The following is a 21286-nucleotide window of genomic DNA, read 5'->3' as shown; positions in this document are numbered from 1 at the left end:
CAGAAAAATGGGCACTGTTTGAGACTCGGGATCATGAGGATTAAAGGCGTGTGCTATCTTTACCACAGAAAAATGAACTGTTGAATGATGGAAGTAACGAATTATCATAACGATAAGGTGCGTCGGCAGGATCGGTTGTTAGATGAGGCGAAGGCAACAGAGCTTCTCCGGAGTGGGGAGTATGGCACGTTGTCGATGAGTTGTCCGGACGAGGGTGCTTATGGTATTCCTGTGAACTATGTGTGGGATGGCGATCAAAGTTTATACGTGCATTGTGCCCCGGTTGGGCGCAAATTGCAATGTATGGAAAAGGAGCCTCGCGTGTCATTTTGCGTGGTGGGCAAGACAAACGTGCTCTCCGATAAGTTTACCACCGAGTACGAAAGTATTGTTTTGCAGTGTACGGCTCATCGTGGCTTGTCGGATGCCGAGCGCATGAAGGCATTGTCTTTATTGTTGGATAAATATTCGCCTCACGACAAAGCTGTGGGGATGAAATATGCTGAAAAATCGTTTCATCGTACCGAAATCATTCGGTTGCAAGTGACGGAATGGTCGGGGAAGTGTAAAAGAATGATGGTTGAATGATTGATGATATCAATTTGTTGCCGGATGTCGTTTGTGTTAATTAATTTACATATTGAAATAGAATGCTTAATAAATCACTGTTTGTAGCCGCCTGTATGTTATTGGGGGTTGCGCAAGCCCAAAAACCAACGATTGGTTTTGATCATGCTCAAATACGTTATGAAGGTCGTATTGTCAATCGCGCCGATGCGGCGGAATTGTCGTGGCCGGGCACTTCGGTGACCATTCGTTTTAAGGGCACCGGAGTGTCGGCAACGTTGCAGGATTTGGATACTGCCAACTATTACAATGTCATTGTTGACAATAAAGTTGTAGGCAAAATTCACCCGGATAACGAAAAGCGAAGCTATACCTTGGTTGCGGGGTTAAAAAAGGGGGAACATGAGGTGACGTTGTTCAAACGAACCGAATGGGATAAGGGAAAGACGCTTTTTTATGGTTTTGATGTGACCCGGGGAGGAAAAGTGTTGCCGCCTGCACCGGCCAAACAGCGCCGGATTGAGTTTTACGGTAACTCTATCACCTGTGGTTATGCCAACGAAGATTTTGCGGGAGAGGATAGATGGTATGGTTATTTTCAAAACAACTATGAGACTTATGCTGCCATCACCGCACGTCATTTTGATGCTGCTTACCATTGCATCGGAAAGAGTGGAATTGGTATCACGGTGAGTTGGTTTCCCATGGTGATGGGGGAGATGTACCATCGAGCCGACCCAACTGATTCGCTTTCGCAGTGGGATTTTTCGCAATATGTACCTGATGTGGTGGTGATTAATCTGTTTCAAAACGATTCATGGCTTGTCAATAAACCCGAACATGAGCAGTTTGTGGCGCGATTTGGTAGTCAGGCACCCGATTCTTCTGCAATCATCGCAGCGTATGGTCGTTTTGTGGGTGACATTCGTGCCCGATATCCGAAAGCCAATATCATTTGTGCCCTCGGTAGCATGGATGCGACTCGTGAAGGATCCTTCTGGCCGGGGTATATTGCTTCGGCCGTGAATTCACTAGGCGATGATAAGATTTACACGTTGTTTTTTCCCTTTAAAAACTCGTATGGTCATCCCAGTGTCAGTGAACAACAGGCAATGGCCAAACAGTTGATTGGCTTTATTGAGGATAAGGGCTTGTTTGGAGGGAAGTGAGCCGTTGCCAGTGGTTTGAAAGTACGAAAGAATAAAAGTGCAAAAGTGCGAAAGGACCAGAATACAGGAGTTCAAGCGAAGATAAGTATAGAAGTAGATCAGTGCCACTCATTCAAAGTTCCACTTTAGTGGATTAGGGTGCTTAATAAAGGCTTATGAAAACCATTTTATCATTCAGTATCATGTGCCTGCTGGCGGGTATAACGATGCTGACAGGTCAGACGCATCACGAGCCTTTGTGGCCCGATGGTGTGCCGGGAAGTAAAGATGTGCCGGGATATGAGGCAATTGTTGATTCAAGCGACAATTGGGTGAAGATGATGCGAGTGGCACATCCTGTGATGGATTATTATCCGGCACCGGGTGATGGGCGTCGTCATGCAGCGGTGGTGGTATGTCCCGGAGGTGCCTATGGTTTGTTGGCCATCGGGCATGAGGGTGTTGAAATTGCGCGTTGGCTCAATGGATTGGGTGTGACGGTTTTTGTGTTGAAATATCGGTTGCCCAACGATGCCATCATGAGTGATAAAAGCATCGGGCCATTGCAGGATGTGCAGCGAGCCATTCGTTTGGTGCGACAGCATGCCATTGAATGGAACATTGATGCAGCTCATGTGGGGGTGATGGGATTTTCGGCAGGTGGCCATTTGGCCGCTTCAGCCTCCACGCGATACGATGAGGTGGTTTATGAGGCTACAGAAGGTGTGAGTGCTCGTCCTGATTTCTCACTGCTGATTTATCCGGTAATCTCGATGGATGCTGCCATTACCCATGCCGGCTCGCGAGAGAATTTGTTGGGGGCAAATCCGACCGAACAACAGGTTCGTTTGTTTTCTAATGAGGTGCAGGTGAATGCGACTACGCCGCCTGCCTTTTTGGTGCATTCGATGAACGATGGCGCAGTTTCTGTTCAAAACAGTGTGCGTTATGCGATGGCTCTGCAACAACATGATGTGGCCTGTGAACTGCATTTGTATGAAACGGGAGGTCATGGTTATGGCTTGGGGCGTTCAACGAATACCGAATCGACCTGGCCGATGGCTTGTGAGAAGTGGATGAAGGCGCATGGGATTTTTTGAGACGTGCTTTGGTGAGTTATTGGGACGAATGCGATGAGCGAAGAAACTAATCAGCAAAGTATCAACGGTGCAAAGTGACAACGGAAATCAATGCTTGACTCTAAAAATATTGCGAAACACCCCTCAAGTCCTTTTTATGGGGATTAGGGGCTTAAAAACAGACGATGAAGAACGAACAAATGAAGAAAATCGGGAATTGGTTGAATCCAATTTTTGAACGAATTGAAATGGTTGTCCTGGTGTTTTTCCTGCTGGGAATGGCGTTGAAAACCTTTTTTGATATCAACGTGTTGTTGATGGTGTCCCTATCGGTACTGGGGCTGCTCTATTTTGTGAAAGCGTTTGCCGACCCGGAGGGCGAGAATATAACGGCATTTGATCGATTCATGCATCGGGTGGTTTTTTATTTGATGAGTGTTTCTGTCTTTGGCATCCTGTTTAATCTAAATCATTTTCCGGGGGCATCCATCATGAGTTTGGTGGGCGGCGTTGGTTTAATTATAGCTTTAATCGTGGTGTTCATCATCAAAGCGCGTCATGGTGATGCTTCGGTATACGACACGCGTTTTGTACGGCGGATGATTTATGTGGCAGCGCTAGCTTTGGTTTTGGTGGTGTCAACTTTATTCCTGCGAGCCAAGGAACGTGCTTCGAATGCACCCGTGCAAGTGGAGGCTGAGTAAGTGGTTCTGGGTTACTGAGAGAGGAACATTATAATCCGATTAATGAAACGGGTCGCTCACGATGGGCGACCCGTTTCGTTTTTTATAACCAGATGACTTTGGCTGCATCACGAGCGGGGATGCGTTTGTATTTGTACTTTGGATACCCCAGCATGAGGGCAGCATGCACAGTATGGTCGGCTGTGAGGCCAAGGCGTTGTTTTAGTAGCGGCATTTGCTCAATGGCAATCATTAAAAAGCCAGCCCAACAGCTACCAATACCCACTGAAGGCAGGAACAATTCGAGGTGAGCCGTGGCGATGACAGCATCTTTGGAACCGACAGGGTGTGCTGTGGGGGTGTAGCAGATGGCCAAATGGGGAGCATGGCGACAGATGCGGTCGATACCGGCTTCCCAATTGGCGATGATGGCTGAAAAATTGTAACGGGCACCCATCTCGGGGGCACCAGCAACCACCTGACGCATCCATTGAATGGTTCCATCTGCCAGATCATGAATCAGTGCATCGTCATTGATGAGAATCCAATGGTTGAGTTGTCTGTTGGTGCCGGTGGGGGCGTAGCGTACCGCATCCATGGCTTGTTGCAATGTGTCGGGGGTGATTTTTTGTGCCTTAAACTGTCGAATGGAACGGCGTTGTTGCATATATTGCCCCAATTGATGGGCTGAAATAGAGTGTTCACTCTGTTTGACGTCGCTCATTCCCTGTGTTGCGGCAGGATGAGAGAGTGCTTGCGTGGGGCAAACGGCTTCGCAATGGAAACATTGAATGCAATAGGCATTGCGTTGGGCGGTAAGGAGCGGGAAGCGGTTGTCGTCGGCTTCGATGATGTTTACCGGGCAAGAGTCAATGCAAGCCCCGCATCGAGTGCAGGCATCGTTGTTGATGTTCAGTTGGTTCATGTCGTTTTAATGAGGTGAGTTTTATCGATCATTCTGTTAATGGTATGCCTGTGGTGTGAAATAAATCAGGAGTGCATCATCTGAATGATGCGATAAAAGTACTATTTTTGTGGAGTGATTAGTCAATCTTAAATAAAATAAATGGATAAACAGGAACAGATATTGCAGGCTGCGTTGAAACTCTTTGTGGAATATGGATTTCACGGAACACCCACGAGCAAAATAGCTCAGTCGGCAGGCGTTTCTAACGGAACGTTGTTTCATTATTACAAAACGAAGGACGAATTGGTGGTTGCAGTTTATATCTATATTAAAGAGCATTTGGCATCGTGTACACATCTGTTGCCACAAGAGGAGATGACGCTTCGTCAATACTTTAAGCAGTTGTATATGGCGTGGTTGAAGTGGGCTTTAAGCCATCCGTGTGAGTATCAGTTTACCCGTCAGTTTGTGACTTCTCCCTATTTGATGAAGGTGTCACAAGGGGTGAGGGAAAAATACTCAGCCCCGCTTCTTGATTGTTTAAAACAGGCCATAGACGGTCGTGTGGTGAAACCGTTGCCGTTGTCGTTGCTTTTGTCGCTGATTTCGTCGCATATTGATGGTGTTTATCTTTATTTGGAATCATCCGATTTGGATGAGACACAAAGGGATGAATTGGTGAATCGTACTTTTGATTTGATGTGGGACATGATTGGTTGATTTGATGAGTTAATCATTTATTGTCTGAATTGAATCCAGTGGGTGGATCGCAGGGCATTGTCAAGTGAGTATCTGTTGCACGTGCTTAAATCGGTTTATGAAATTAGAAAAAGGAAATCGGATGTTGTACATCGTTGTATTATTGATGTGTGGGTTAATTTTTTCGGGGTGGATGTTTGTACGGATGCCCAAGTTTGGTCAGTTGCCAGAGGGGGAAAGATTGGAGCGCATCCGAAAGTCGCCGCATTACGACGGTCAACAGTTTATGAATTTGAGTCCGACTCCGGCTTTTGCCGAAGATGCCAGTGTGTGGAAGACGATGGTTGAGTTTTTCATCAAAGGGAATCCCCGTCGTGAGCCGGATGCTCCGGTGCCGTCGGTCAAGATTGATTTGCGGGGTCTCCATAAGGCAACCGATTGCTTTGTGTGGCTGGGACATGGGGCATATTATTTTCAATCGGGAGGGCGACGATTTTTGGTGGATCCGGTATTATCGGATCATGCATCGCCGGTATCGTTTACCACGCGCAGTTTTCCGGGCAGTGATGTGTATCAGCCCGATGATTTGCCCGATATCGATTACCTGCTCATTACGCACGATCACTGGGATCACCTCGACTTCGCTACTCTAAGGACGCTGAGGCCGCGCATTGGGAAAGTGATCACCGGATTGGGTGTTGGGGCTCACCTGGAACATTGGGGGTTTTCGCCGGAACAAATCATTGAAGGTGATTGGTACGACGGATATGAGTTGGAATCCGGATTTAAAGTGGTGTTGACGCCGGCACGTCATTTCTCGGGGCGTTTATTTAAGCGCAATCAGACGCTTTGGGTGTCGTTTGTGGTAAAGACACCTACGCTGAATCTGTTTTTGAGTGGGGATGGTGGCTATGATTCGCATTTTGAAGCCATCGGGCGTGAACATGGCCCTTTTGATTATGCGGTTTTGGAGTGCGGGCAGTACAATGAGAGCTGGCGATATATTCACATGATGCCGCATCAGGTGATAAAGGCTGCCATTGAATTGCAAACGGCTTGTTTCGTTCCCGTTCATTGGGGGAAATTTCAGTTAGCCAATCACGACTGGGATGAACCGATTCGTCGGGTCTCGGCTATGGCCGTGGAGCAATCACTTCCAATGATATCACCCGTCATTGGCGCATCGGTACCGATGATGCGTGCGGGCAATGTGCAGGAAAATACGTTGGCATTTGAATGTGATGCTACGCAATAATGAACCGTTTTGGGTGTCGGGTTGTTTAATGATTTCAAGAGAGACGAGTTGTTTGTCGCATTGGGTTTATGATAAGTTAAAATCGTTATTAAAAGATCGTGAAAAAATATAAATGGCTTCTGTATGCGGGCATGGTCAATATCTGGGCCGGCTTAATGTTGCGTATTTTTGGCGTGGAATTTCCGCCACCCGCACTCTTCTTTTCGTTGGGTGGTACGTTAAAAGTGAGTTATTTGGTTGTGGCCATTCGCCAGGGGCGTTTCAAGCCCGGCATTGAACTGGTGTATCTGGCTGCCGGGTTGGTGATGCTGGCGTTGGGGATATATGTACGCAAGGTCAATCCGGCTTCGGCCATCGGGATTGCTTTGGTCGTGAAGGCGGTATTGCTGAAAGCCACTTTTTTGTTTCTGATGTTACGGAAGATGCGTGCCGCACGTTTGCAGCCGATTGAGGTGACGGTGAAGGACGATAATTGAATCAATCACGTTATTATTGAATAGATATGTGTACCTTGCGCCACTTTTGGTGCGAGGTTTTATTTTTTTAAGCACCTTATTTTTCAATTTTATTATCATACATGCAATTCGAATCATTAAACCTGATTGACCCCATTTTAAAAGCTTTAAAAGAAGAAGGTTATTCAACTCCCACTCCCATTCAGGCGCAAGCGATACCACAAATACTGTCTGGCAAAGACCTATTGGGTTGTGCACAAACCGGAACCGGAAAAACGGCAGCATTTGCCATTCCCATCCTGCAGTTAGCGGTTCAAAATCATCCAAACGAAAAGAAACGTAAGATACGCGCACTGATTGTTACACCCACGCGCGAGCTGGCCATTCAAATAGACGAGAGTTTCAAAGCCTACGGTCGTTACACCGGTTTGAAGGCAGCCGTTATTTTTGGGGGCGTGAATGCAAAGCCGCAAATTGACACGCTGCGTGCCGGAGTGGACATTTTGGTGGCTACTCCCGGTCGTTTACTCGATCTGATGAATCAAGGCTGCCTGTCGCTTAGTGATGTGAAATACTTTGTGCTGGATGAAGCCGACCGTATGCTCGATATGGGGTTCATTCATGACATCCGACGGTTGCTGGCGGTGTTGCCGGCCAAGCGTCAGTCGTTGTTTTTCTCAGCCACCATGCCTCCTGAAATTGTAAAGCTGTCGGGAACCATCCTCAATCAGCCAGCCCGGGTGACAGTGACTCCGGTGTCGTCAACGGCCGATATTATCAATCAGCAAATCTATTTTGTCGATAAAGGCAACAAGAATGCCTTGTTGGTACATCTGCTTCAAAGTGATAAAATTCGTACGGTGCTGGTGTTTTCGCGCACCAAGCATGGTGCTGACAAAGTGGTGAAGGTATTGCGTCGTTATAATATTACCGCAGAAGCCATTCATGGCAACAAGGCACAAAATGCCCGTCAGAATGCGTTGAATAATTTTAAATCACAGGTGACACGAGTGTTGGTGGCAACCGATATTGCTGCGCGAGGCATTGATGTGGATGAGCTGGAGCATGTGATTAACTTTGATTTGCCCAATGTGCCTGAAACATATGTGCATCGTATCGGGCGTACGGGACGAGCCGGTGCGAAAGGAACTGCCATCTCGTTTTGTGATGGAGAGGAGAAGGCTTATCTGCGTGATATCGAAAAATTGATTGCTAAACGGATTCCTGTTGTGGAGGAACATCCTTTTCCCATGGCTGAGGGTGAGATAACACCACAAAAGACCACACCACAACGCTCGTCGGTATCTGCAAAACAAAAAGGGGGGCATCCTAATCCTCCCAAAGCTGTTGTTCAAAAGAAAATCATCACTCGGGGGCATGCCTCCCGATGATCTGTTGGCTTAAACTTACCGTTCTATGACCATGATGACCCAAGACGAGGAGCCTGACGCCACGTTGCAATCGAAACTGAATGATTTGTTGTTGCTGGCCGGCTGCCTGGTGTTGGGTGGCGCTATGCTTTTGTATCCGCACCTGTTCGACGATGTGCATGTGCACGGTCGACGGTCGCTCATGAAGCTGATATTTAAGTTCATTTGGGGGATTCCGGTGGGCATCATCGTTATCGCGATTGCCGGATGGCTAGGGTATCGGTTTTATGCCGATTATGTCAAAAGGAAGTGAGCTGTTGGTGGCGGTCATTGGGTGACAAACGGGAGTAATGCCCCTAATTCAATTCCTTCAGGAGACACAACGGCCTGAATGGGAAACACCTCAACCCCAGCAGCCATGGCTTCCTTTAAGCCATTGGCATAATCAGGGTCAATGCTATCGGCGGTACCAAAGACAGTGACATCCGTGCGTTGAATCACATACACCATCACGGCTCGCAGTCCTTGCGACTTGAGGCGTATGAGTGTATGCAGGTGTTTGAGGCCTCTTTCGGTGCGCGCATCGGGGAAGAGGGCAGCATCGCCATCTTTCATGGTGACGTTTTTGACTTCGATGGCGCAACGTTCGGTGTCGTTTTCGGCCAGCACATCAAGCCGACTTTCATCAAATTTTACCTCCCGGGTAACGCGATCGTACTTATTAAGACCGGCAATGCTTCGGTTTTTGATGGCTTCATACACCAACAGGTTGGGGTTAGAGGTGTTGATACCGACCCATTTCCCGTTGATGCGAATCATCTCCCAGGTAAACGGTGTTTTGCGTTTGGGATCAGCAGCCGGCGACAGGTATACCTCGGCATCTTCTTCGATACAGCACTTCATGGAACCGCTGTTGGTGCAATGTGCCGTGACGATGGTGCCATCATCGAGCCGAACATCGGCCAAAAAGCGTTTGTAGCGCCGGATGAGTGTGCCATGGGTGAGGGGGGAAGTAAATTGCATTGTTTGTCCTTTTAAGAAGGGTTGTTACTTTTGTGCCCGAAAATAAAGATTAGTTTCGGGTTTTCTCGGTGAGGGTAATTGTTTCTTGTTTCATGTTATGGATTAAATGGGACTTACTTGTTGTTTTATTTAATCCTTAGCAAGTTCATATAAGATACCCTGCCACCAGAGATGACTGACCATAACGAGAAGCATGAAATCAGAAACCATTACAATGGATTGTAGAGAAAACTGTGGCGCATGTTGCATCATGCCATCCATCTCATCGCCCATCCCGGGCATGCCCCATGGAAAACCGGGGGGTGTAAAGTGTATTCATTTGACCGATGACTTACGGTGTGGCATCTTTCATTCGCCGGATCGGCCATCGGTGTGCGACGGGTTTAAGGCTGATCCTCTGGTGTGCGGCAGTTGCCGCGAAGAGGCGCTGACCATTCTGGGTGAGTTGGAAGGGGTGAATGCATTGCGCATCAAAGAGGTGGTCGGGTGTATACGCAAAGCTTAATGACATAAAAAAGCAGATGCTTTCACTTTTCATCCATGAAAGCATCTGCTTGTAGTTGTTGCGCGATTGGACTTTACTTGGCCACCTTCACCTCGCTTAGGTTAAGGTTGAAGTTTTCGAACACAATGTTTTTAGCGCCCGATATTTTGGTGGGAATCTGCACGTTTTCGAAGTGGCAATCCACAAATTTCACGTCCGAGATCTGGATGCTCTCATCGAGCCCTTCGATGTAAACACCATATTTACTTTTGTGGCTGGTGACATTGCGCATCTCCACGTTGCGCACCACGGGCAGGAATGGTCCGGTGCCTTCTTTTTTCTCATATTTAAATTCCACACGGAACACCGCTTCGACGCACAGTCCCACTTCAACGTTTCGCACAAAAATGTTTTCAATCACACCGCCGCGCACGGTGTTCGATTTGATGCGAATCACCCGGTCGAGGTTTGGACTGTCCATTTTGCAGTTTTCAACAAACACATTGCGTACCCCGGCCGATATTTCGCTGCCCATGACCACGCCACCGTGGCCGTCTTTCATCTCGCAATTGCGCACAATGATGTTTTCGGATGGGATGGGAGTGTTGCGGCCGTCGTTGTTACGACCCGATTTGATGGCAATGCAGTCGTCGCCGGTGTCGAAGGAGCAGCCTTCAATCAATACGTTTTTGCATGACTCGGGGTCGCATCCGTCATTATTGGGGCCATGGCTGTTGATGTGCACGTCACGCACCGTCACATTGTTGCAGAACAAAGGGTGAACTACCCAGAATGGTGCGCGAATGATGCTCACTCCTTCGATAAGCACGTTGTTGCACTTGGTGGGGCTTACGAATTGTGGGCGCAGGCAGTCGGCTTCGGTCATCACGCGCTGAGCCAGCGGGGTATCGCTGAGCACCATTTGCATGAGCCGGTCGCGGCCACCGCCATGCTCTTGACTGTTGAGGCCATCTTTCCAACCGTATTCCTTTTTTCCTTTCATATACCACCAGGTTTCGTCGGTGGCTTGTCCGTCGAGAGTGCCTTTGCCGGTGATGGCAATGTTATCTTGTTGATAAGCATAAATGAGCGGACGGTAGTTGATGCAGTCCATGCCTTCCCATCGGGTCTCTACAAATGGATGATAATCCATGGGGTTGTTTGAGAACTTTAGCACGGCGCCTTCGGAGATATGCAGGTTGACGTTACTTTTGAGGGTGATGGGGCCGGTGAACCATTCGCCGGCAGGCACCACCACGCGGCCGCCTCCTTGTTTGGAGCAGGCATCAATGACTTTGGCAATAGCCTTGGTGTTGGCTTTCATGGCTGCGCTACCCGGTTTGGCGCCATAACGGGTGATGAGAAAATCTTTGTTGGGAAATGTGGGGGCTTTGATGTTCGAAAGAATGGTTTGAGCTTCGTCCCACGGGGTGCTTGTTGATTGTGCCGATGTGTTCACCCCAATGAGCATGCATATCAAGACAATAAGCGATTTTGTTTTCATCTTTTATGTTTGTTATTTGTTTTTTGCTTTTGCGATTAGTCTGTGTTTAAACAAATATAGTGTGTCCGAATGATATCTCTATCGGGGAGAAATGTTCATGTTGAGGGCGATGGTTTGTCATGGGTTTATTTATGAGTGTGTTATAAGGTCGTATTGTCGGCTTTGTGACGGTCTGGTATCTTAAATAGGTCAATTTTTACACCATTTTTTCGTATGTTTAATGGGCTCAATCCTCCGTTGTTGTGTTGTGGTATGCAACAAAGAAGTGTGAGAGGGTGTTATGATACTATATATGATCAATTAATCATTCAGACTCATGATCCATCGTTTGGCCAAACAACTTGAACGTTTTATTTTGTGGACCCTCATTGCGATGATGGCCATTGTGTTGGTGATTGCCACCATTGAATTGGGATATCATTTGCTGAAGAGTTTTCAGTCAAATGGCTATTTGTTGCTCGATTTGAATACATTGCCCGATTTGTTTGGCGCATTCCTGCTCATCCTTATTGGCATTGAGTTGCTGGAGACCATCAAGATTTATTTTCGTGAGAGCATTGTGCATGTCGAGGTGGTGGTGTTGGTGGCCATCATTGCCATTGCCCGCAAGGTCGTAGTGATTAAGATTGAGGATTTGTCGGGTGTGATGCTGATGGGCATTGGGGTGTTGATTGCGGCATTGGCATTGGCTTATTTCTTAATCAAGAAAGCCGGGCTGTTGCGGTATGACCTTAAACGGGGACTGCCTGAGAAGAAGGAATGTCCTAATACGCCCAAAAAAAATGATTGAGTGTCGATTTAAAGAGTGACATTGGTTATAATTAAACGCAAAAGCGAAGTGAAGCTGAGCAATATCGGGTTATATCTTGGATGTTCAAGCGAATTCGTTGCAATCATCATCCCGATTGTCGGTGTGGCATTTTAACAAGAATCTTTGTACCATCGTGTTTTAGCGTTTCTGATAGATATTGCGTTGGTCGAAAGCCTTCCGTTTGCGAAGGAATAATTCGATAAAAGGTTGTGCTCCCTTTTTGTAACTCCACCACCTATTTCTATCTTTGCCGCCGTTATGGTAAAACTGTTTCGCTCTGAAACGGTTTGCAAGGGAACCGGGTGAGAACCCCGGACAGTACCCGCTGCTGTAATCCTGTTCGCCAATGGCGAAAAAAACTTTAGCAACGCATGCCACTGAATCACCGTTGATTTGGGAAGGCGCTAAAGCCGGGAGAGTCAGAAGACCTGCCACAACATTCGTTCGTAGCTTTCGGGATGAAAAGCGAAGAATCGGGTCGGGCTGTCCGGAAAGCTCTTTCTCTGTTTCTGCTGCCTTCATGCTCTTCGGCTACAAATAATTTACTGTTTCAATCAATTATTTGTAATCATGAAGTTCATTTTTTCCATTCTTGTTTTGATGTTGACATCCGTGTGGGTGTCATTGGGGCAAATTACCGACACCATGTTTGTGTTGCCCGAGTTTAGCGTCAAGGAGCGTCGCATGCTCTATTTCAATGCCGGCAGCAACGGTTCGGCCATCGACACCACTTATATTCAGCGTAACCCGGCGGCAACGTTGGGTGATATTTTATTGCACAATTCAACGTTACATGTAGATGCCTATGGCGTAGGGACGGCTTCGGTGTCGGCACGCGGGCTGGGTTCTAAGCGCACACCCGTGATTTGGAACGGCTTTAACCTGCAAGGGGTGAGCGGTCACGATGTGGATGTGGCCACCATTCAGGGATTCATGGTCGATAACGTGCAGATTGAAACCGGAAGCAGCTCGGCTCTCTTTGGAAGCGGTGCCGCCGGCGGTGTGGTATACATCGACAACAAGCCGATGATTGGAACCCCCAATCAGGCACGGGTGAATGTTGGCATGGGAAGCTATGGCCGCTACATGGGCGGATCGATGGTGCAGTGGGGCAACCCTAATTATAAAGGCACCTTGCGCCTGATGTACGAAACGGCCGATAATGACTTTGCGTACCAAGCCGATTATCTCAATCCCAAGACCAAGGAGGTGACTCATGTGGACACCACACAGGTGAACGCTGCCCGCCATCAGTTTGAGCTCATGAGCGATCATCACATTCGCATCAATCCCTTTCATTCGTTGCAAGTGCATCTATGGTTTCAGGATGTGAACCGCCAAATTGCTCCCACCGTGAAAGATGTGGTGGGTAAGAAAACGGCCGATGCCCTGCAGTTGGATCAAAACTACCGCGCATCAACCCAATGGAGTTATCGCAAGGGCATTGTGAACACGGCTGTTCGCACGGCTTTGCTGACCACCCGCACGCATTATACCAAGCCATCGACCGGCGAAGATACCCAAACCGATGGCAACAGCTGGATCACGGAAGCCGAAGCCACGGTGAATCCCGCGGACGAGTTGTCGTTCAATATGGGCGTGCACTACACTTACGAAGATTGCGAATCGTCATCGTACGGCAGTTGGAACGAGCGGAACCGCGGTGCGGTGTTCGGTTCGACGCGCTATCAGAATGACCAGAGCGGCACACGGGTGACCCTCAACGGACGTTTGGAACACATCGAAATGGAGAAATACCCCTTTACCTGGACGGTAGGGCTCCATCAGGCCATCGTTGGTCCGCTGGCGTTGGTGGCCAAAGCAGGAACCAGTTATCGCGTGCCATCGTTCAACGACCTGTATTGGGTGAGCAGCTACGCCGTTGGAAACCCCAATTTGAAACCCGAAGAAGGCATTAACTACGAAGCCGGTTTGCAATTGAAGCTTGCATCGGATGGCGTGAAGCTGGAAGCAGGAACCTCGCTCTTTGGCATGGACATGAAGAACTGGATGAATTGGGCACCTCGCGAGGATGGCATGTACACGGTGATGAACATTGATTCGGCTAAAATCAGAGGCTTTGAGGCGCAAGGGGTGCTCACCCTTGGGACTGAGCAGCAGAGCATCGCCCTTCGGGGAGGATATACTTATCTGGATGCTCGGGATCCCAAAACAGACAACTACCTGTCATACGTCCCCATGCACAAGGGCTCGTTGTCGGTGACGGGCACATACAACGGGTTGCAATTGCTGGTCAACCGTACCGAATCGAGCAAGCTGCCCGTCAATGCAGCCAACTCTGATTACCTGCGAGGCTATGTGGTGTACGATTGTGGCATCTATAAAAGCGTGGCGCTGTCGACGGCCGATTTCAACATCGGCTTGAAGGTGCAAAACCTCACCGATCAACAATATCAAAACCGTCAATACTATCCCATGCCCGGGCGGCAATATTTGCTGACGCTGGCCGTGAGATTGATGTAAGCACATGCTTGCATCTTGATGCTACCATTTATGTTGAACCGACGCATAAGCTGAATTAAAACCCATTACATGATGATTAAAAACAAACGTGCCGCCATCGTCTGGAGTCTTTTCGGGGTTGTCATCACTGCAGTGGTGGGGGCATCGGTGGGTGCGTCGCATATCCCGGCCATTGAAATCATCAAGGCGATGTGGAACGTGTTTTCCGGATCAGTTGACCCGGAGGATGCGTCAACGCACTTGATATTGTTCGACATTCGATTGCCACGCCTGGTGTTGGCGTTCATCGCGGGAGCGGCTTTGGCACCTGTGGGAGCCGCCATGCAGGCCTTGTTTCGCAATCCCATGGCCGACCCATATGTGATGGGCGTGTCATCGGGCGCTTCGGTGGGGGCGGCCATTGCCATCGTCACCGGCATCACGGCCTCGTTTGGCATCAGCCTGTCGGCATTTACCGGCGCTATGGTTGCCATCAGCATCATCTATTTGTTTGGGTTCAACAGTCGCCGTTTCGATCAGCGCACGCTATTGCTCACGGGCATCGCCATGAGCATGATGTTCGCCTCGGTGGTGTCGTTGCTCATTGCCATGAACCGTAACAATGTCGAGGGCATCATCTTTTGGACCATGGGCGGATTTAACGCCGCATCGTGGCAACAGGTGGTGAGCACCGGCATTCCGGTGTCGGTGGGTCTGCTGTTGCTGATGATATGGTCGGGGCGGCTCAATGTGTTGTCGATGGGCAACGACACGGCCTATTCGCTGGGCATTGCGGTAAAGCTGACCACCTTTTTGGTGCTGCTGGTATCGGCGCTCATGATTGCGTTTGTGGTGTCGGCATCGGGGGTGATTGGTTTTGTGGGGCTCATCATTCCGCACGTGAGCCGTTTGTTGCTGGGGCCCGACAATCGGTGGTTGGTGCCCTTTTCGGCATTGGCCGGCGGATGGTTTGTGATGATGTGCGACACGCTGGCACGCACCATTGCCATTCCCGTTGAGCTGCCCGTGGGGTGTGTCACCGCATGCATTGGCGCTCCCTATTTTATTTGGATGTTATTGCGTAAAAATCAAAATACATGATCACCGTCAAACAACTGCATTATTGCATCAACGACCGTCCCATTCTCAACAACATCAACCATGTGTTTGAGCGGGGGCAGTTTTACGCCCTGGCCGGACCTAATGGGTCGGGCAAGAGCACCTTGCTCAAGTGCTTGTGTGGCATTGAGCGGCATCATACGGGCGAGGTGTGGCTCAATGGGCAGCCGTTGGCGGAGTACGCGCATCGCGACCGTGCCCGCATGCAGACCTATGTGCCCCAGCAGAGTCATGCGGGGTTCGATTTTTCGGCACGGCAGTTTGTGATGATGGGGCGGTATCCCTATCAGGGCACGTTTGCTGCCGTGACGGCTGCCGACCGTGAGCTGTGCCATCGCACAATGTCGTTGACCGACACGCTGCATTTGGCCGAGCAGTCGGTGCTGACCCTCAGTGGCGGCGAATACCAGCGGGTGGTCATTGCCCGGGCGCTGATGCAGCAAACGCCGCTCATTTACCTTGACGAACCTTTTTCGCAGCTCGATCTGTTTCATCAGTCGGCCATGCTGCATTTGTTTCGGGAGTTGTGCGTGACGCAGGGCACAACGGTGGTGTGCGTGTTGCACGACTTTAATCAGATATTGGCCTATGCCGACCGCGTGGTGCTGCTCAGCAACGGCGCCATCGTGGCACATGGCGAACCCTATCAAACTCTCACTCCCAAAGTCATTGAGCAGGTGTATCGCGTGAAAACACGTTGGGCATCGACCGGTGCCGATGCCCTGCCCGGCTTGTTGCCTGCCATGCCTGTGACCGATACCATTGGCGCATTGGAGAAGCAGGCGGAGGCTGTGGGGGCGAAGTAACATGCAGATTTGGAGGAGTGGAGAAGTGGAGGAGTTGAGGAGTTGAGAAGTGCAAAAGTACATAAGTGAAAAAGTGCAAGAGTGCCATCTTTCAGTCATCATAACTCCAAATTCGTGCAATTCGTGGACAAAAAAACTTGAAATCCCGCCACATATCACATCATCACCACCTGAAACGATCCATGTCTATCCCTTCCACCCATAGCACGAAGTTGAATGCAACTCATCGTCTTGCGTCTTGATACTCACATCTTGATACTTTTTAAACCATGAAAACATCCCTCAATATCATATTAACCGGCAACGGTAAAGGAAAAACCACCTCGGCACTGGGCATGGTGCTGCGTGCCTTGGGCAACGATCAGCGCGTGTGCGTGATTCAGTTCATCAAGTCGCCCGACTCGGAATATGGCGAGAAGCGCATGCTCGACCGGCTGGGGGTAGAGAACTACCAGATGGGCGCCGGTTTTACCTGGGTGGCCGACAAGCAAAAGAGCCTGGAGACGGCCGCCGAAGCCTGGGCGATGGCCTGCAAGCGCATCATGAGCGGTGAGTACGACCTGGTGGTGCTCGATGAGGTGAATCACATCTTCAACTTCAATAAAACTGTGGGGCAGGAGCTCATCTCGACCGACCAGGCCATTGACCTGATGCGCAACAAGCCCGCGCACACTCATCTGGTATTCACCGGGCGGTATGCCCCCCAGGCCATCATGGATGCTGCTGATACCGTGTCGGACATTCAGTGCGTGAAACACCATTATCAGCAAGGCGTGAAGGCGGCTCCCGGAATTGAGTTTTGAGGAGAGGGGTAAAGGGGCAAAGAAACAAAGTAGCAAAATAGCAAAGCAGGAGAGTTCAAGAGTGTAAAAGTGTAAGAGTATATACTCAAAGTAGCAAAGCCACAAAGCAAGAAAGTGACTAATCGACGTAGTCGCTTTGCAAAGCAAAGAAAGCAGGAGAGTTTAAGAGTGCACTGCCTTAAAATTCTCCACTCTTAAACTCCTAAACATCTCCACTCATCCACTCCTCCACTTCTAAACTTCTAAACTTCTCCACTCCTCCACTTTTAAACTTCTCCACTCCTAAACTAATAAAACATGTCATCATTTATCCAACGTAGTTATTTCCTCTTCATCATTCTGATGATGATGGTGGGGTGTGGCAGTCCGTCGAAGCCGGCGGGTGGTTGTGTCACCGATTCTTTGACTGCTGAACCTTTTGTGGCCAATCGCATCATCTGTTCGGCGCCGTTGCTCACCGAGGTGGTATTTGCCCTGGGGCAAGAGTATCGACTGGTGGGGCGCACCGATTACTGTAAATATCCCGAGGCATCGCAACAGGTGGCGTCGGTGGGCAGCGTGATGGATCCCTCCATTGAAACCATCATCGACCTTAAGCCCGATGTGGTGCTCACCTCCACCCATTTCAAGCGCGAGGTGTCCGACAAGTTGAACCGTTTGGGCATCCGCACCCGGCGCATCTTTCACCAAAGCTCCAGTGACGGGGCTTACCAGACCATTCGCGATGTGGCGGCGCTCACCGACTGTGTGGAACGCGCCGATTCTCTCATCACCCGCATGGAAGCGCGCAAAACTGCCATCCTGGCATCCATCCCCAAGGAGCGACCGATGCCTTCGGTCTATTATGTGGTGGGATTTGGCAAAAACGGTGATTTCACCGGTGGTGGCGACACCTTTATTCATCACCTGATTACCCTGGCGGGGGGACGTAACATTGCCGCCGACTCGCAGGGCTGGAACTACAGTTTGGAAAAGCTGATGACCCAAAACCCCGACATCATCATGCTGCGCCAAGGGTGGAAAGAGGCCTTTTGCTCCCAAACACCCTATAATCAACTGAAGGCTGTGAAGAACAATAGGGTGTACGAAATCAACAAAGACCTGCTCGAAATCAACGGTCCCCGCACTGTCGATGGGTTGGCATTGCTTGTGAGTCTGTTTTACCCTGAGTGAGGTTCGTGGTCAGGTTAATCATTTAAGCCAAGAGGTGCTGAGACACCGTTTTGGGGATGATGATGCTTGCAGGGCAGATGTCCTTTTCTGTGTTTAGATGGTGAGATGGTGATTTTTATCGTTGTGAACCTTCAAACAACTTGCAGCACCATGCAGCAACCCGTTTGAAAGGTGCAAACACCTTGCTGCACGATGCAGCACCCCGTTTGACAGGTGCAAACACCTTGCTGCACGATGCAGCGACCCGTTTGATAAGTGCAAACAGCTTGCTGCACGATGCAGCAACCCGTTTGTAGTGTATGAATGCCTTGCTGCATGATACAGCAAGGCATTTGATATTTTAAAAGGGGCATTATCGGCACATAAGGCATCATTCTACTGATTGCGTTGGCTCTATTTTTTATTCATCTTAACAAATTTGTTTGCCGATGGGAAAATGAATGGGATTTTTCATATTTTTAACAACCGAGTCTCGTGTTGGAGCTCAGTTGTTAAATTATTAACCTATTCAAAATTTAAGAATCATGAAGATTTCAATTCCTCATTTGGCCAAGTATCTGCTTGGCGATTTGCTCGATTATGCTTACAATGTGGTGATGTTTTGCCGTCAGCGGCAGCCTTCGCCATCGCCCATCGACCCGCAGGTGGATGCCGTGCAAAATGCTGCCGAAGCGCTTAACAAGAACTTTAAATTGGAACAGGCCAACGAACACAGTGGCCGTTTGGCGGTGCTCGATATGGAACGATATCGTTTGATTGTCGGCTTTCGTACCACCACCGAAGGTTTGACCTATCACTTCGATTCAAATACCTCATCAGCTGCGGTACAGGTGCTTGCTGCGATTGATAAATATGGTGGCATTGCTCGTCTGCCTTACGAGGCCGAGAGTGTATCGATTAATAGTTTGCTTAATGATTTGGCAACTAATGCAGCATTGATTTCAGCTCTCGAAACGCTTCATCTGATGTCTTGGATTGATCAGTTACGGTTGGTCAATAACCAATTTCAAGAGGTTTATTTAACCCGGGTGGGCAATGTCACCGACACCAAGCACACGCCCACGACAGAGTTGCGTGCAGGGTTGGTGCAAGCCATTCGTGACCTCAATAGCCATCTGTCGGCGCATGCCATTCTGCATCCCGACGCCGCTTTAAATGCGCTCATCACCGATATTAACACGCTTACCGCACGTCATAACCAAATTGCCGATCATCGCACATCGCGCAATAAAAAAACGGCCGAACAAACAGCCGCCAATGCCAGCGGTTCACAGGATTGACCGCTGATGTGGGTTCAAACACTTTGCGCAGGGCACTCCAACGGGGTGCTCTGCGTATTTTTGCGGCTCTACATGATTTATTGGAGTGTTTGATATCCTGTTTTTTTATATTGCCTATTCATCGACGATGACGGCTAATTGCTGACTGATCACTACTAACTGATCACTGAATATGTTTCTAAACATCTTTTACACATCAAAACTCCTTCTATCTTTGCATCCTGAATCATGGTAAAGCGTAGCCCATCGGGGGCGCTTGCAAGGGAACCGGGTGAGAATCCCGGACAGTACCCGCTGCTGTAATCCTGTTTCAAAGCAATTTGAAACGTGCTTTTAACCAATGCAGCCACTGGCAATTGCCGGGAAGGCGTTAAAAGCAGGGAGAGTCAGAAGACCTGCCATCATTTGTTCCTCATACGTGACTTGCTTCCGGGTTTAGAAGCCGTTGTTTGCACATGATGCCTTGGTGGGGCATTATCCAGCCGACTCGTTTTCATATTTCCGTGCATGCAATCCCGCAGTGGGGGTGAACCTTTAAATCATTGACAAATGCATGCCACTGTTTTTTGTCGAATGGCCACGGGACGTTGGCCTTCGATGCGCCTTTTATCGGCTTTGATTGTTACACTGTTTTTATCTATCCCCATCATGGCACAAAAAGAAAAGACTCCCAAGACGGGCATTTTGCTCATTGCCTTTGGTACCAGCATTCCTGAGGCGCAACAGGCTTACAACCATATTGCCGAAAAAGTACAAGCGGCCTTCCCCGGCATGGAGGTGCGTTGGGGCATCACCTCGGCCATGGTGCGCCGCAAGCTCGCCAAAGCCGGTCAGCAGCTCGACTCGCCTGCTTCGGCATTGGCCCGCATGGCCGACGATGGCTTTACTCATGTGGCTGTGCAGTCGCTGCATGTGATTCCCGGCGCCGAGTATCACGACTTGCTGCGCACCGTCCATGCCCTGCAGGGGCTTCCCAAGGGGCTCACGCGTGTAACCGTGGGCGACCCCCTGTTGTGCACCCATCCCGACATGCTCAAAACCACCGATGCGCTGGTGGCCTGGGCAGCATCCTTCCGCAAGAGCGATGAGGCGGTGCTCTTCATGGGTCACGGCACGCACCATCCTTCCAACATCTATTATCCGGGCTTGAAATATTACCTGCAACAGCGCGACCCGTTGCTGTTCATCGGTACCGTGGAGGGCTATCCCGAGTTAGAGGATGTGAAGCAGAAACTCATCGACCGGCAAGTGAAAACGGCCTGGCTCGTGCCCCTGATGACCGTGGCCGGCGACCATGCCCTCAACGACATGACCGGCAAGGACGATCAGAGCTGGGAAAACATCCTCAACCAATCGGGCATCACCACCCGCCCCATGCTCAAAGGACTGGGACAGGTCGATGCCCTGGTGGATATTTGGGTGGAACATCTCCGTGCGGCCATCGATCAACTGGGCCTTCAGCATTGATGGGGATGAAAGATGCAATATCGTTGACTTAAGACAAGAAGACGTGAGACTGAGAGACTGATGATGAGATGAAGAGAGTTGTTTAGATCTGTTCTCTTTGTCTCTTTAGTCTAATCTGTCTGTCATCAGTCTCATCTGCGAATAAACTAACTAAACGACATTGACACCGGGCACCTGCTTCATTCCATCG

At 49.4% G+C, this 21286-nt stretch carries 22 protein-coding genes and 2 riboswitches; of the genes, 19 read left to right on the top strand and 3 right to left on the bottom strand.

Annotation, left to right across the window (positions count from 1 at the left end; translation table 11 throughout):
- Window positions 1-84: 84 nt before the first annotated feature.
- The 4 genes from LX69_RS02020 to LX69_RS02005 all read left to right on the top strand — a co-directional run bounded on the left by LX69_RS02020 (window position 85) and on the right by LX69_RS02005 (window position 3498).
- Window positions 85-588 (top strand): pyridoxamine 5'-phosphate oxidase family protein, encoded by a 504-nt coding sequence (locus LX69_RS02020; RefSeq protein ID WP_111444140.1) that lies wholly within the window; start codon window positions 85-87, stop codon window positions 586-588.
- Between the two features lie 62 nt (window positions 589-650).
- Window positions 651-1736 carry an SGNH/GDSL hydrolase family protein gene (locus LX69_RS02015; RefSeq protein WP_111444139.1) on the top strand — a complete coding sequence of 362 codons (1086 nt, stop codon included), beginning with the start codon at window positions 651-653 and terminating at the stop codon, window positions 1734-1736.
- 155 nt (window positions 1737-1891) lie between these two features.
- Entirely contained in the window at window positions 1892-2815 is a 924-nt protein-coding gene (locus LX69_RS02010; protein WP_111444138.1) for an alpha/beta hydrolase, read from the top strand.
- A 164-nt stretch (window positions 2816-2979) separates the two neighbouring features.
- Window positions 2980-3498: a hypothetical protein gene (locus tag LX69_RS02005; RefSeq protein ID WP_111444137.1), complete on the top strand. Its 519-nt coding sequence runs from the start codon at window positions 2980-2982 to the stop codon at window positions 3496-3498.
- Between the two features lie 82 nt (window positions 3499-3580).
- Here LX69_RS02005 and LX69_RS02000 read toward each other — a convergent pair whose 3' ends face one another.
- The gene (locus LX69_RS02000) at window positions 3581-4402 is read right to left on the bottom strand and encodes a nitroreductase family protein (RefSeq protein ID WP_111444136.1); all 822 of its coding nucleotides are present in this window, start codon (window positions 4400-4402) and stop codon (window positions 3581-3583) included.
- Between the two features lie 141 nt (window positions 4403-4543).
- Here LX69_RS02000 and LX69_RS01995 point away from each other — a divergent pair, with 141 nt between their 5' ends.
- From LX69_RS01995 to LX69_RS01975, 5 genes are all read left to right on the top strand, one after another.
- Window positions 4544-5104 (top strand): TetR/AcrR family transcriptional regulator, encoded by a 561-nt coding sequence (locus tag LX69_RS01995; RefSeq protein ID WP_111444135.1) that lies wholly within the window; start codon window positions 4544-4546, stop codon window positions 5102-5104.
- Between the two features lie 97 nt (window positions 5105-5201).
- The gene (locus LX69_RS01990) at window positions 5202-6338 is read left to right on the top strand and encodes an MBL fold metallo-hydrolase (RefSeq protein WP_221621246.1); all 1137 of its coding nucleotides are present in this window, start codon (window positions 5202-5204) and stop codon (window positions 6336-6338) included.
- A gap of 98 nt (window positions 6339-6436) precedes the next feature.
- On the top strand, window positions 6437-6814 hold the full coding sequence (locus tag LX69_RS01985; RefSeq protein ID WP_146260608.1) for a hypothetical protein: 378 nt from the start codon (window positions 6437-6439) through the stop codon (window positions 6812-6814).
- A gap of 101 nt (window positions 6815-6915) precedes the next feature.
- Entirely contained in the window at window positions 6916-8184 is a 1269-nt protein-coding gene (locus LX69_RS01980; protein ID WP_111444132.1) for a DEAD/DEAH box helicase, read from the top strand.
- A 25-nt stretch (window positions 8185-8209) separates the two neighbouring features.
- The gene (locus LX69_RS01975) at window positions 8210-8476 is read left to right on the top strand and encodes a hypothetical protein (protein ID WP_111444131.1); all 267 of its coding nucleotides are present in this window, start codon (window positions 8210-8212) and stop codon (window positions 8474-8476) included.
- 14 nt (window positions 8477-8490) lie between these two features.
- On the opposite strand, the gene sfsA is transcribed toward LX69_RS01975, so the two are convergent.
- Window positions 8491-9186, bottom strand: coding sequence for a DNA/RNA nuclease SfsA (gene sfsA, locus LX69_RS01970; RefSeq protein WP_111444130.1), 696 nt, complete (start codon window positions 9184-9186; stop codon window positions 8491-8493).
- A 193-nt stretch (window positions 9187-9379) separates the two neighbouring features.
- On the opposite strand from sfsA, the gene LX69_RS01965 reads away from it, so the two are divergent.
- Window positions 9380-9691, top strand: coding sequence for a YkgJ family cysteine cluster protein (locus LX69_RS01965; protein ID WP_245934915.1), 312 nt, complete (start codon window positions 9380-9382; stop codon window positions 9689-9691).
- A gap of 73 nt (window positions 9692-9764) precedes the next feature.
- On the opposite strand, the gene LX69_RS01960 is transcribed toward LX69_RS01965, so the two are convergent.
- A complete protein-coding gene (locus LX69_RS01960) occupies window positions 9765-11174 on the bottom strand; it encodes a glycoside hydrolase family 28 protein (RefSeq protein ID WP_111444129.1) in 1410 nt (469 codons plus the stop codon).
- Between the two features lie 316 nt (window positions 11175-11490).
- Here LX69_RS01960 and LX69_RS01955 point away from each other — a divergent pair, with 316 nt between their 5' ends.
- From LX69_RS01955 to LX69_RS01920, 9 genes are all read left to right on the top strand, one after another.
- The gene (locus tag LX69_RS01955) at window positions 11491-11964 is read left to right on the top strand and encodes a phosphate-starvation-inducible PsiE family protein (RefSeq protein WP_111444128.1); all 474 of its coding nucleotides are present in this window, start codon (window positions 11491-11493) and stop codon (window positions 11962-11964) included.
- Window positions 11965-12227: 263 nt separating this feature from the next.
- A riboswitch (cobalamin riboswitch) is annotated at window positions 12228-12435 on the top strand.
- Between the two features lie 120 nt (window positions 12436-12555).
- On the top strand, window positions 12556-14469 hold the full coding sequence (locus tag LX69_RS01950) for a TonB-dependent receptor plug domain-containing protein (protein ID WP_111444127.1): 1914 nt from the start codon (window positions 12556-12558) through the stop codon (window positions 14467-14469).
- Between the two features lie 69 nt (window positions 14470-14538).
- On the top strand, window positions 14539-15549 hold the full coding sequence (locus LX69_RS01945) for a FecCD family ABC transporter permease (RefSeq protein ID WP_111444126.1): 1011 nt from the start codon (window positions 14539-14541) through the stop codon (window positions 15547-15549).
- Window positions 15546-16373 (top strand): ABC transporter ATP-binding protein, encoded by an 828-nt coding sequence (locus LX69_RS01940; RefSeq protein ID WP_111444125.1) that lies wholly within the window; start codon window positions 15546-15548, stop codon window positions 16371-16373. The genes LX69_RS01945 and LX69_RS01940 overlap by 4 nt, the downstream gene beginning before the upstream one ends.
- 269 nt (window positions 16374-16642) lie before the next feature.
- Window positions 16643-17176, top strand: a complete 534-nt coding sequence (gene cobO, locus LX69_RS01935) for a cob(I)yrinic acid a,c-diamide adenosyltransferase (RefSeq protein WP_111444124.1) — start codon at window positions 16643-16645, stop codon at window positions 17174-17176.
- Window positions 17177-17473: 297 nt separating this feature from the next.
- Window positions 17474-18349, top strand: coding sequence for an ABC transporter substrate-binding protein (locus LX69_RS01930; protein ID WP_111444123.1), 876 nt, complete (start codon window positions 17474-17476; stop codon window positions 18347-18349).
- 140 nt (window positions 18350-18489) lie between these two features.
- Entirely contained in the window at window positions 18490-18645 is a 156-nt protein-coding gene (locus LX69_RS17935; protein ID WP_221621245.1) for a hypothetical protein, read from the top strand.
- Window positions 18646-18873: 228 nt separating this feature from the next.
- The gene (locus tag LX69_RS01925) at window positions 18874-19629 is read left to right on the top strand and encodes a DUF6261 family protein (RefSeq protein ID WP_111444122.1); all 756 of its coding nucleotides are present in this window, start codon (window positions 18874-18876) and stop codon (window positions 19627-19629) included.
- 212 nt (window positions 19630-19841) lie between these two features.
- Window positions 19842-20046: riboswitch (cobalamin riboswitch) on the top strand.
- A gap of 132 nt (window positions 20047-20178) precedes the next feature.
- Entirely contained in the window at window positions 20179-21096 is a 918-nt protein-coding gene (locus tag LX69_RS01920; RefSeq protein ID WP_111444121.1) for a sirohydrochlorin cobaltochelatase, read from the top strand.
- The last annotated feature ends 190 nt before the right edge of the window (window positions 21097-21286 follow it).

This window comes from Breznakibacter xylanolyticus, assembly GCF_003254275.1.
Classification (GTDB): domain Bacteria; phylum Bacteroidota; class Bacteroidia; order Bacteroidales; family Marinilabiliaceae; genus Breznakibacter; species Breznakibacter xylanolyticus.
Note: the sequence above shows the minus strand (reverse complement) of the source record. Positions and strands in the feature narration are given on the sequence as shown.

Coding starts and splice junctions, on each gene's coding strand:
- LX69_RS02020 (WP_111444140.1), top strand. CDS start 85: ATGATGGAAGTAACGAATTATCATAACGATAAGGTGCGTCGGCAGGAT.
- LX69_RS02015 (WP_111444139.1), top strand. CDS start 651: ATGCTTAATAAATCACTGTTTGTAGCCGCCTGTATGTTATTGGGGGTT.
- LX69_RS02010 (WP_111444138.1), top strand. CDS start 1,892: ATGAAAACCATTTTATCATTCAGTATCATGTGCCTGCTGGCGGGTATA.
- LX69_RS02005 (WP_111444137.1), top strand. CDS start 2,980: ATGAAGAACGAACAAATGAAGAAAATCGGGAATTGGTTGAATCCAATT.
- LX69_RS02000 (WP_111444136.1), bottom strand. CDS start 4,402: ATGAACCAACTGAACATCAACAACGATGCCTGCACTCGATGCGGGGCT.
- LX69_RS01995 (WP_111444135.1), top strand. CDS start 4,544: ATGGATAAACAGGAACAGATATTGCAGGCTGCGTTGAAACTCTTTGTG.
- LX69_RS01990 (WP_221621246.1), top strand. CDS start 5,202: ATGAAATTAGAAAAAGGAAATCGGATGTTGTACATCGTTGTATTATTG.
- LX69_RS01980 (WP_111444132.1), top strand. CDS start 6,916: ATGCAATTCGAATCATTAAACCTGATTGACCCCATTTTAAAAGCTTTA.
- LX69_RS01975 (WP_111444131.1), top strand. CDS start 8,210: ATGACCATGATGACCCAAGACGAGGAGCCTGACGCCACGTTGCAATCG.
- sfsA (WP_111444130.1), bottom strand. CDS start 9,186: ATGCAATTTACTTCCCCCCTCACCCATGGCACACTCATCCGGCGCTAC.
- LX69_RS01965 (WP_245934915.1), top strand. CDS start 9,380: ATGAAATCAGAAACCATTACAATGGATTGTAGAGAAAACTGTGGCGCA.
- LX69_RS01960 (WP_111444129.1), bottom strand. CDS start 11,174: ATGAAAACAAAATCGCTTATTGTCTTGATATGCATGCTCATTGGGGTG.
- LX69_RS01955 (WP_111444128.1), top strand. CDS start 11,491: ATGATCCATCGTTTGGCCAAACAACTTGAACGTTTTATTTTGTGGACC.
- LX69_RS01950 (WP_111444127.1), top strand. CDS start 12,556: ATGAAGTTCATTTTTTCCATTCTTGTTTTGATGTTGACATCCGTGTGG.
- LX69_RS01945 (WP_111444126.1), top strand. CDS start 14,539: ATGATGATTAAAAACAAACGTGCCGCCATCGTCTGGAGTCTTTTCGGG.
- LX69_RS01940 (WP_111444125.1), top strand. CDS start 15,546: ATGATCACCGTCAAACAACTGCATTATTGCATCAACGACCGTCCCATT.
- cobO (WP_111444124.1), top strand. CDS start 16,643: ATGAAAACATCCCTCAATATCATATTAACCGGCAACGGTAAAGGAAAA.
- LX69_RS01930 (WP_111444123.1), top strand. CDS start 17,474: ATGTCATCATTTATCCAACGTAGTTATTTCCTCTTCATCATTCTGATG.
- LX69_RS01925 (WP_111444122.1), top strand. CDS start 18,874: ATGAAGATTTCAATTCCTCATTTGGCCAAGTATCTGCTTGGCGATTTG.
- LX69_RS01920 (WP_111444121.1), top strand. CDS start 20,179: ATGCATGCCACTGTTTTTTGTCGAATGGCCACGGGACGTTGGCCTTCG.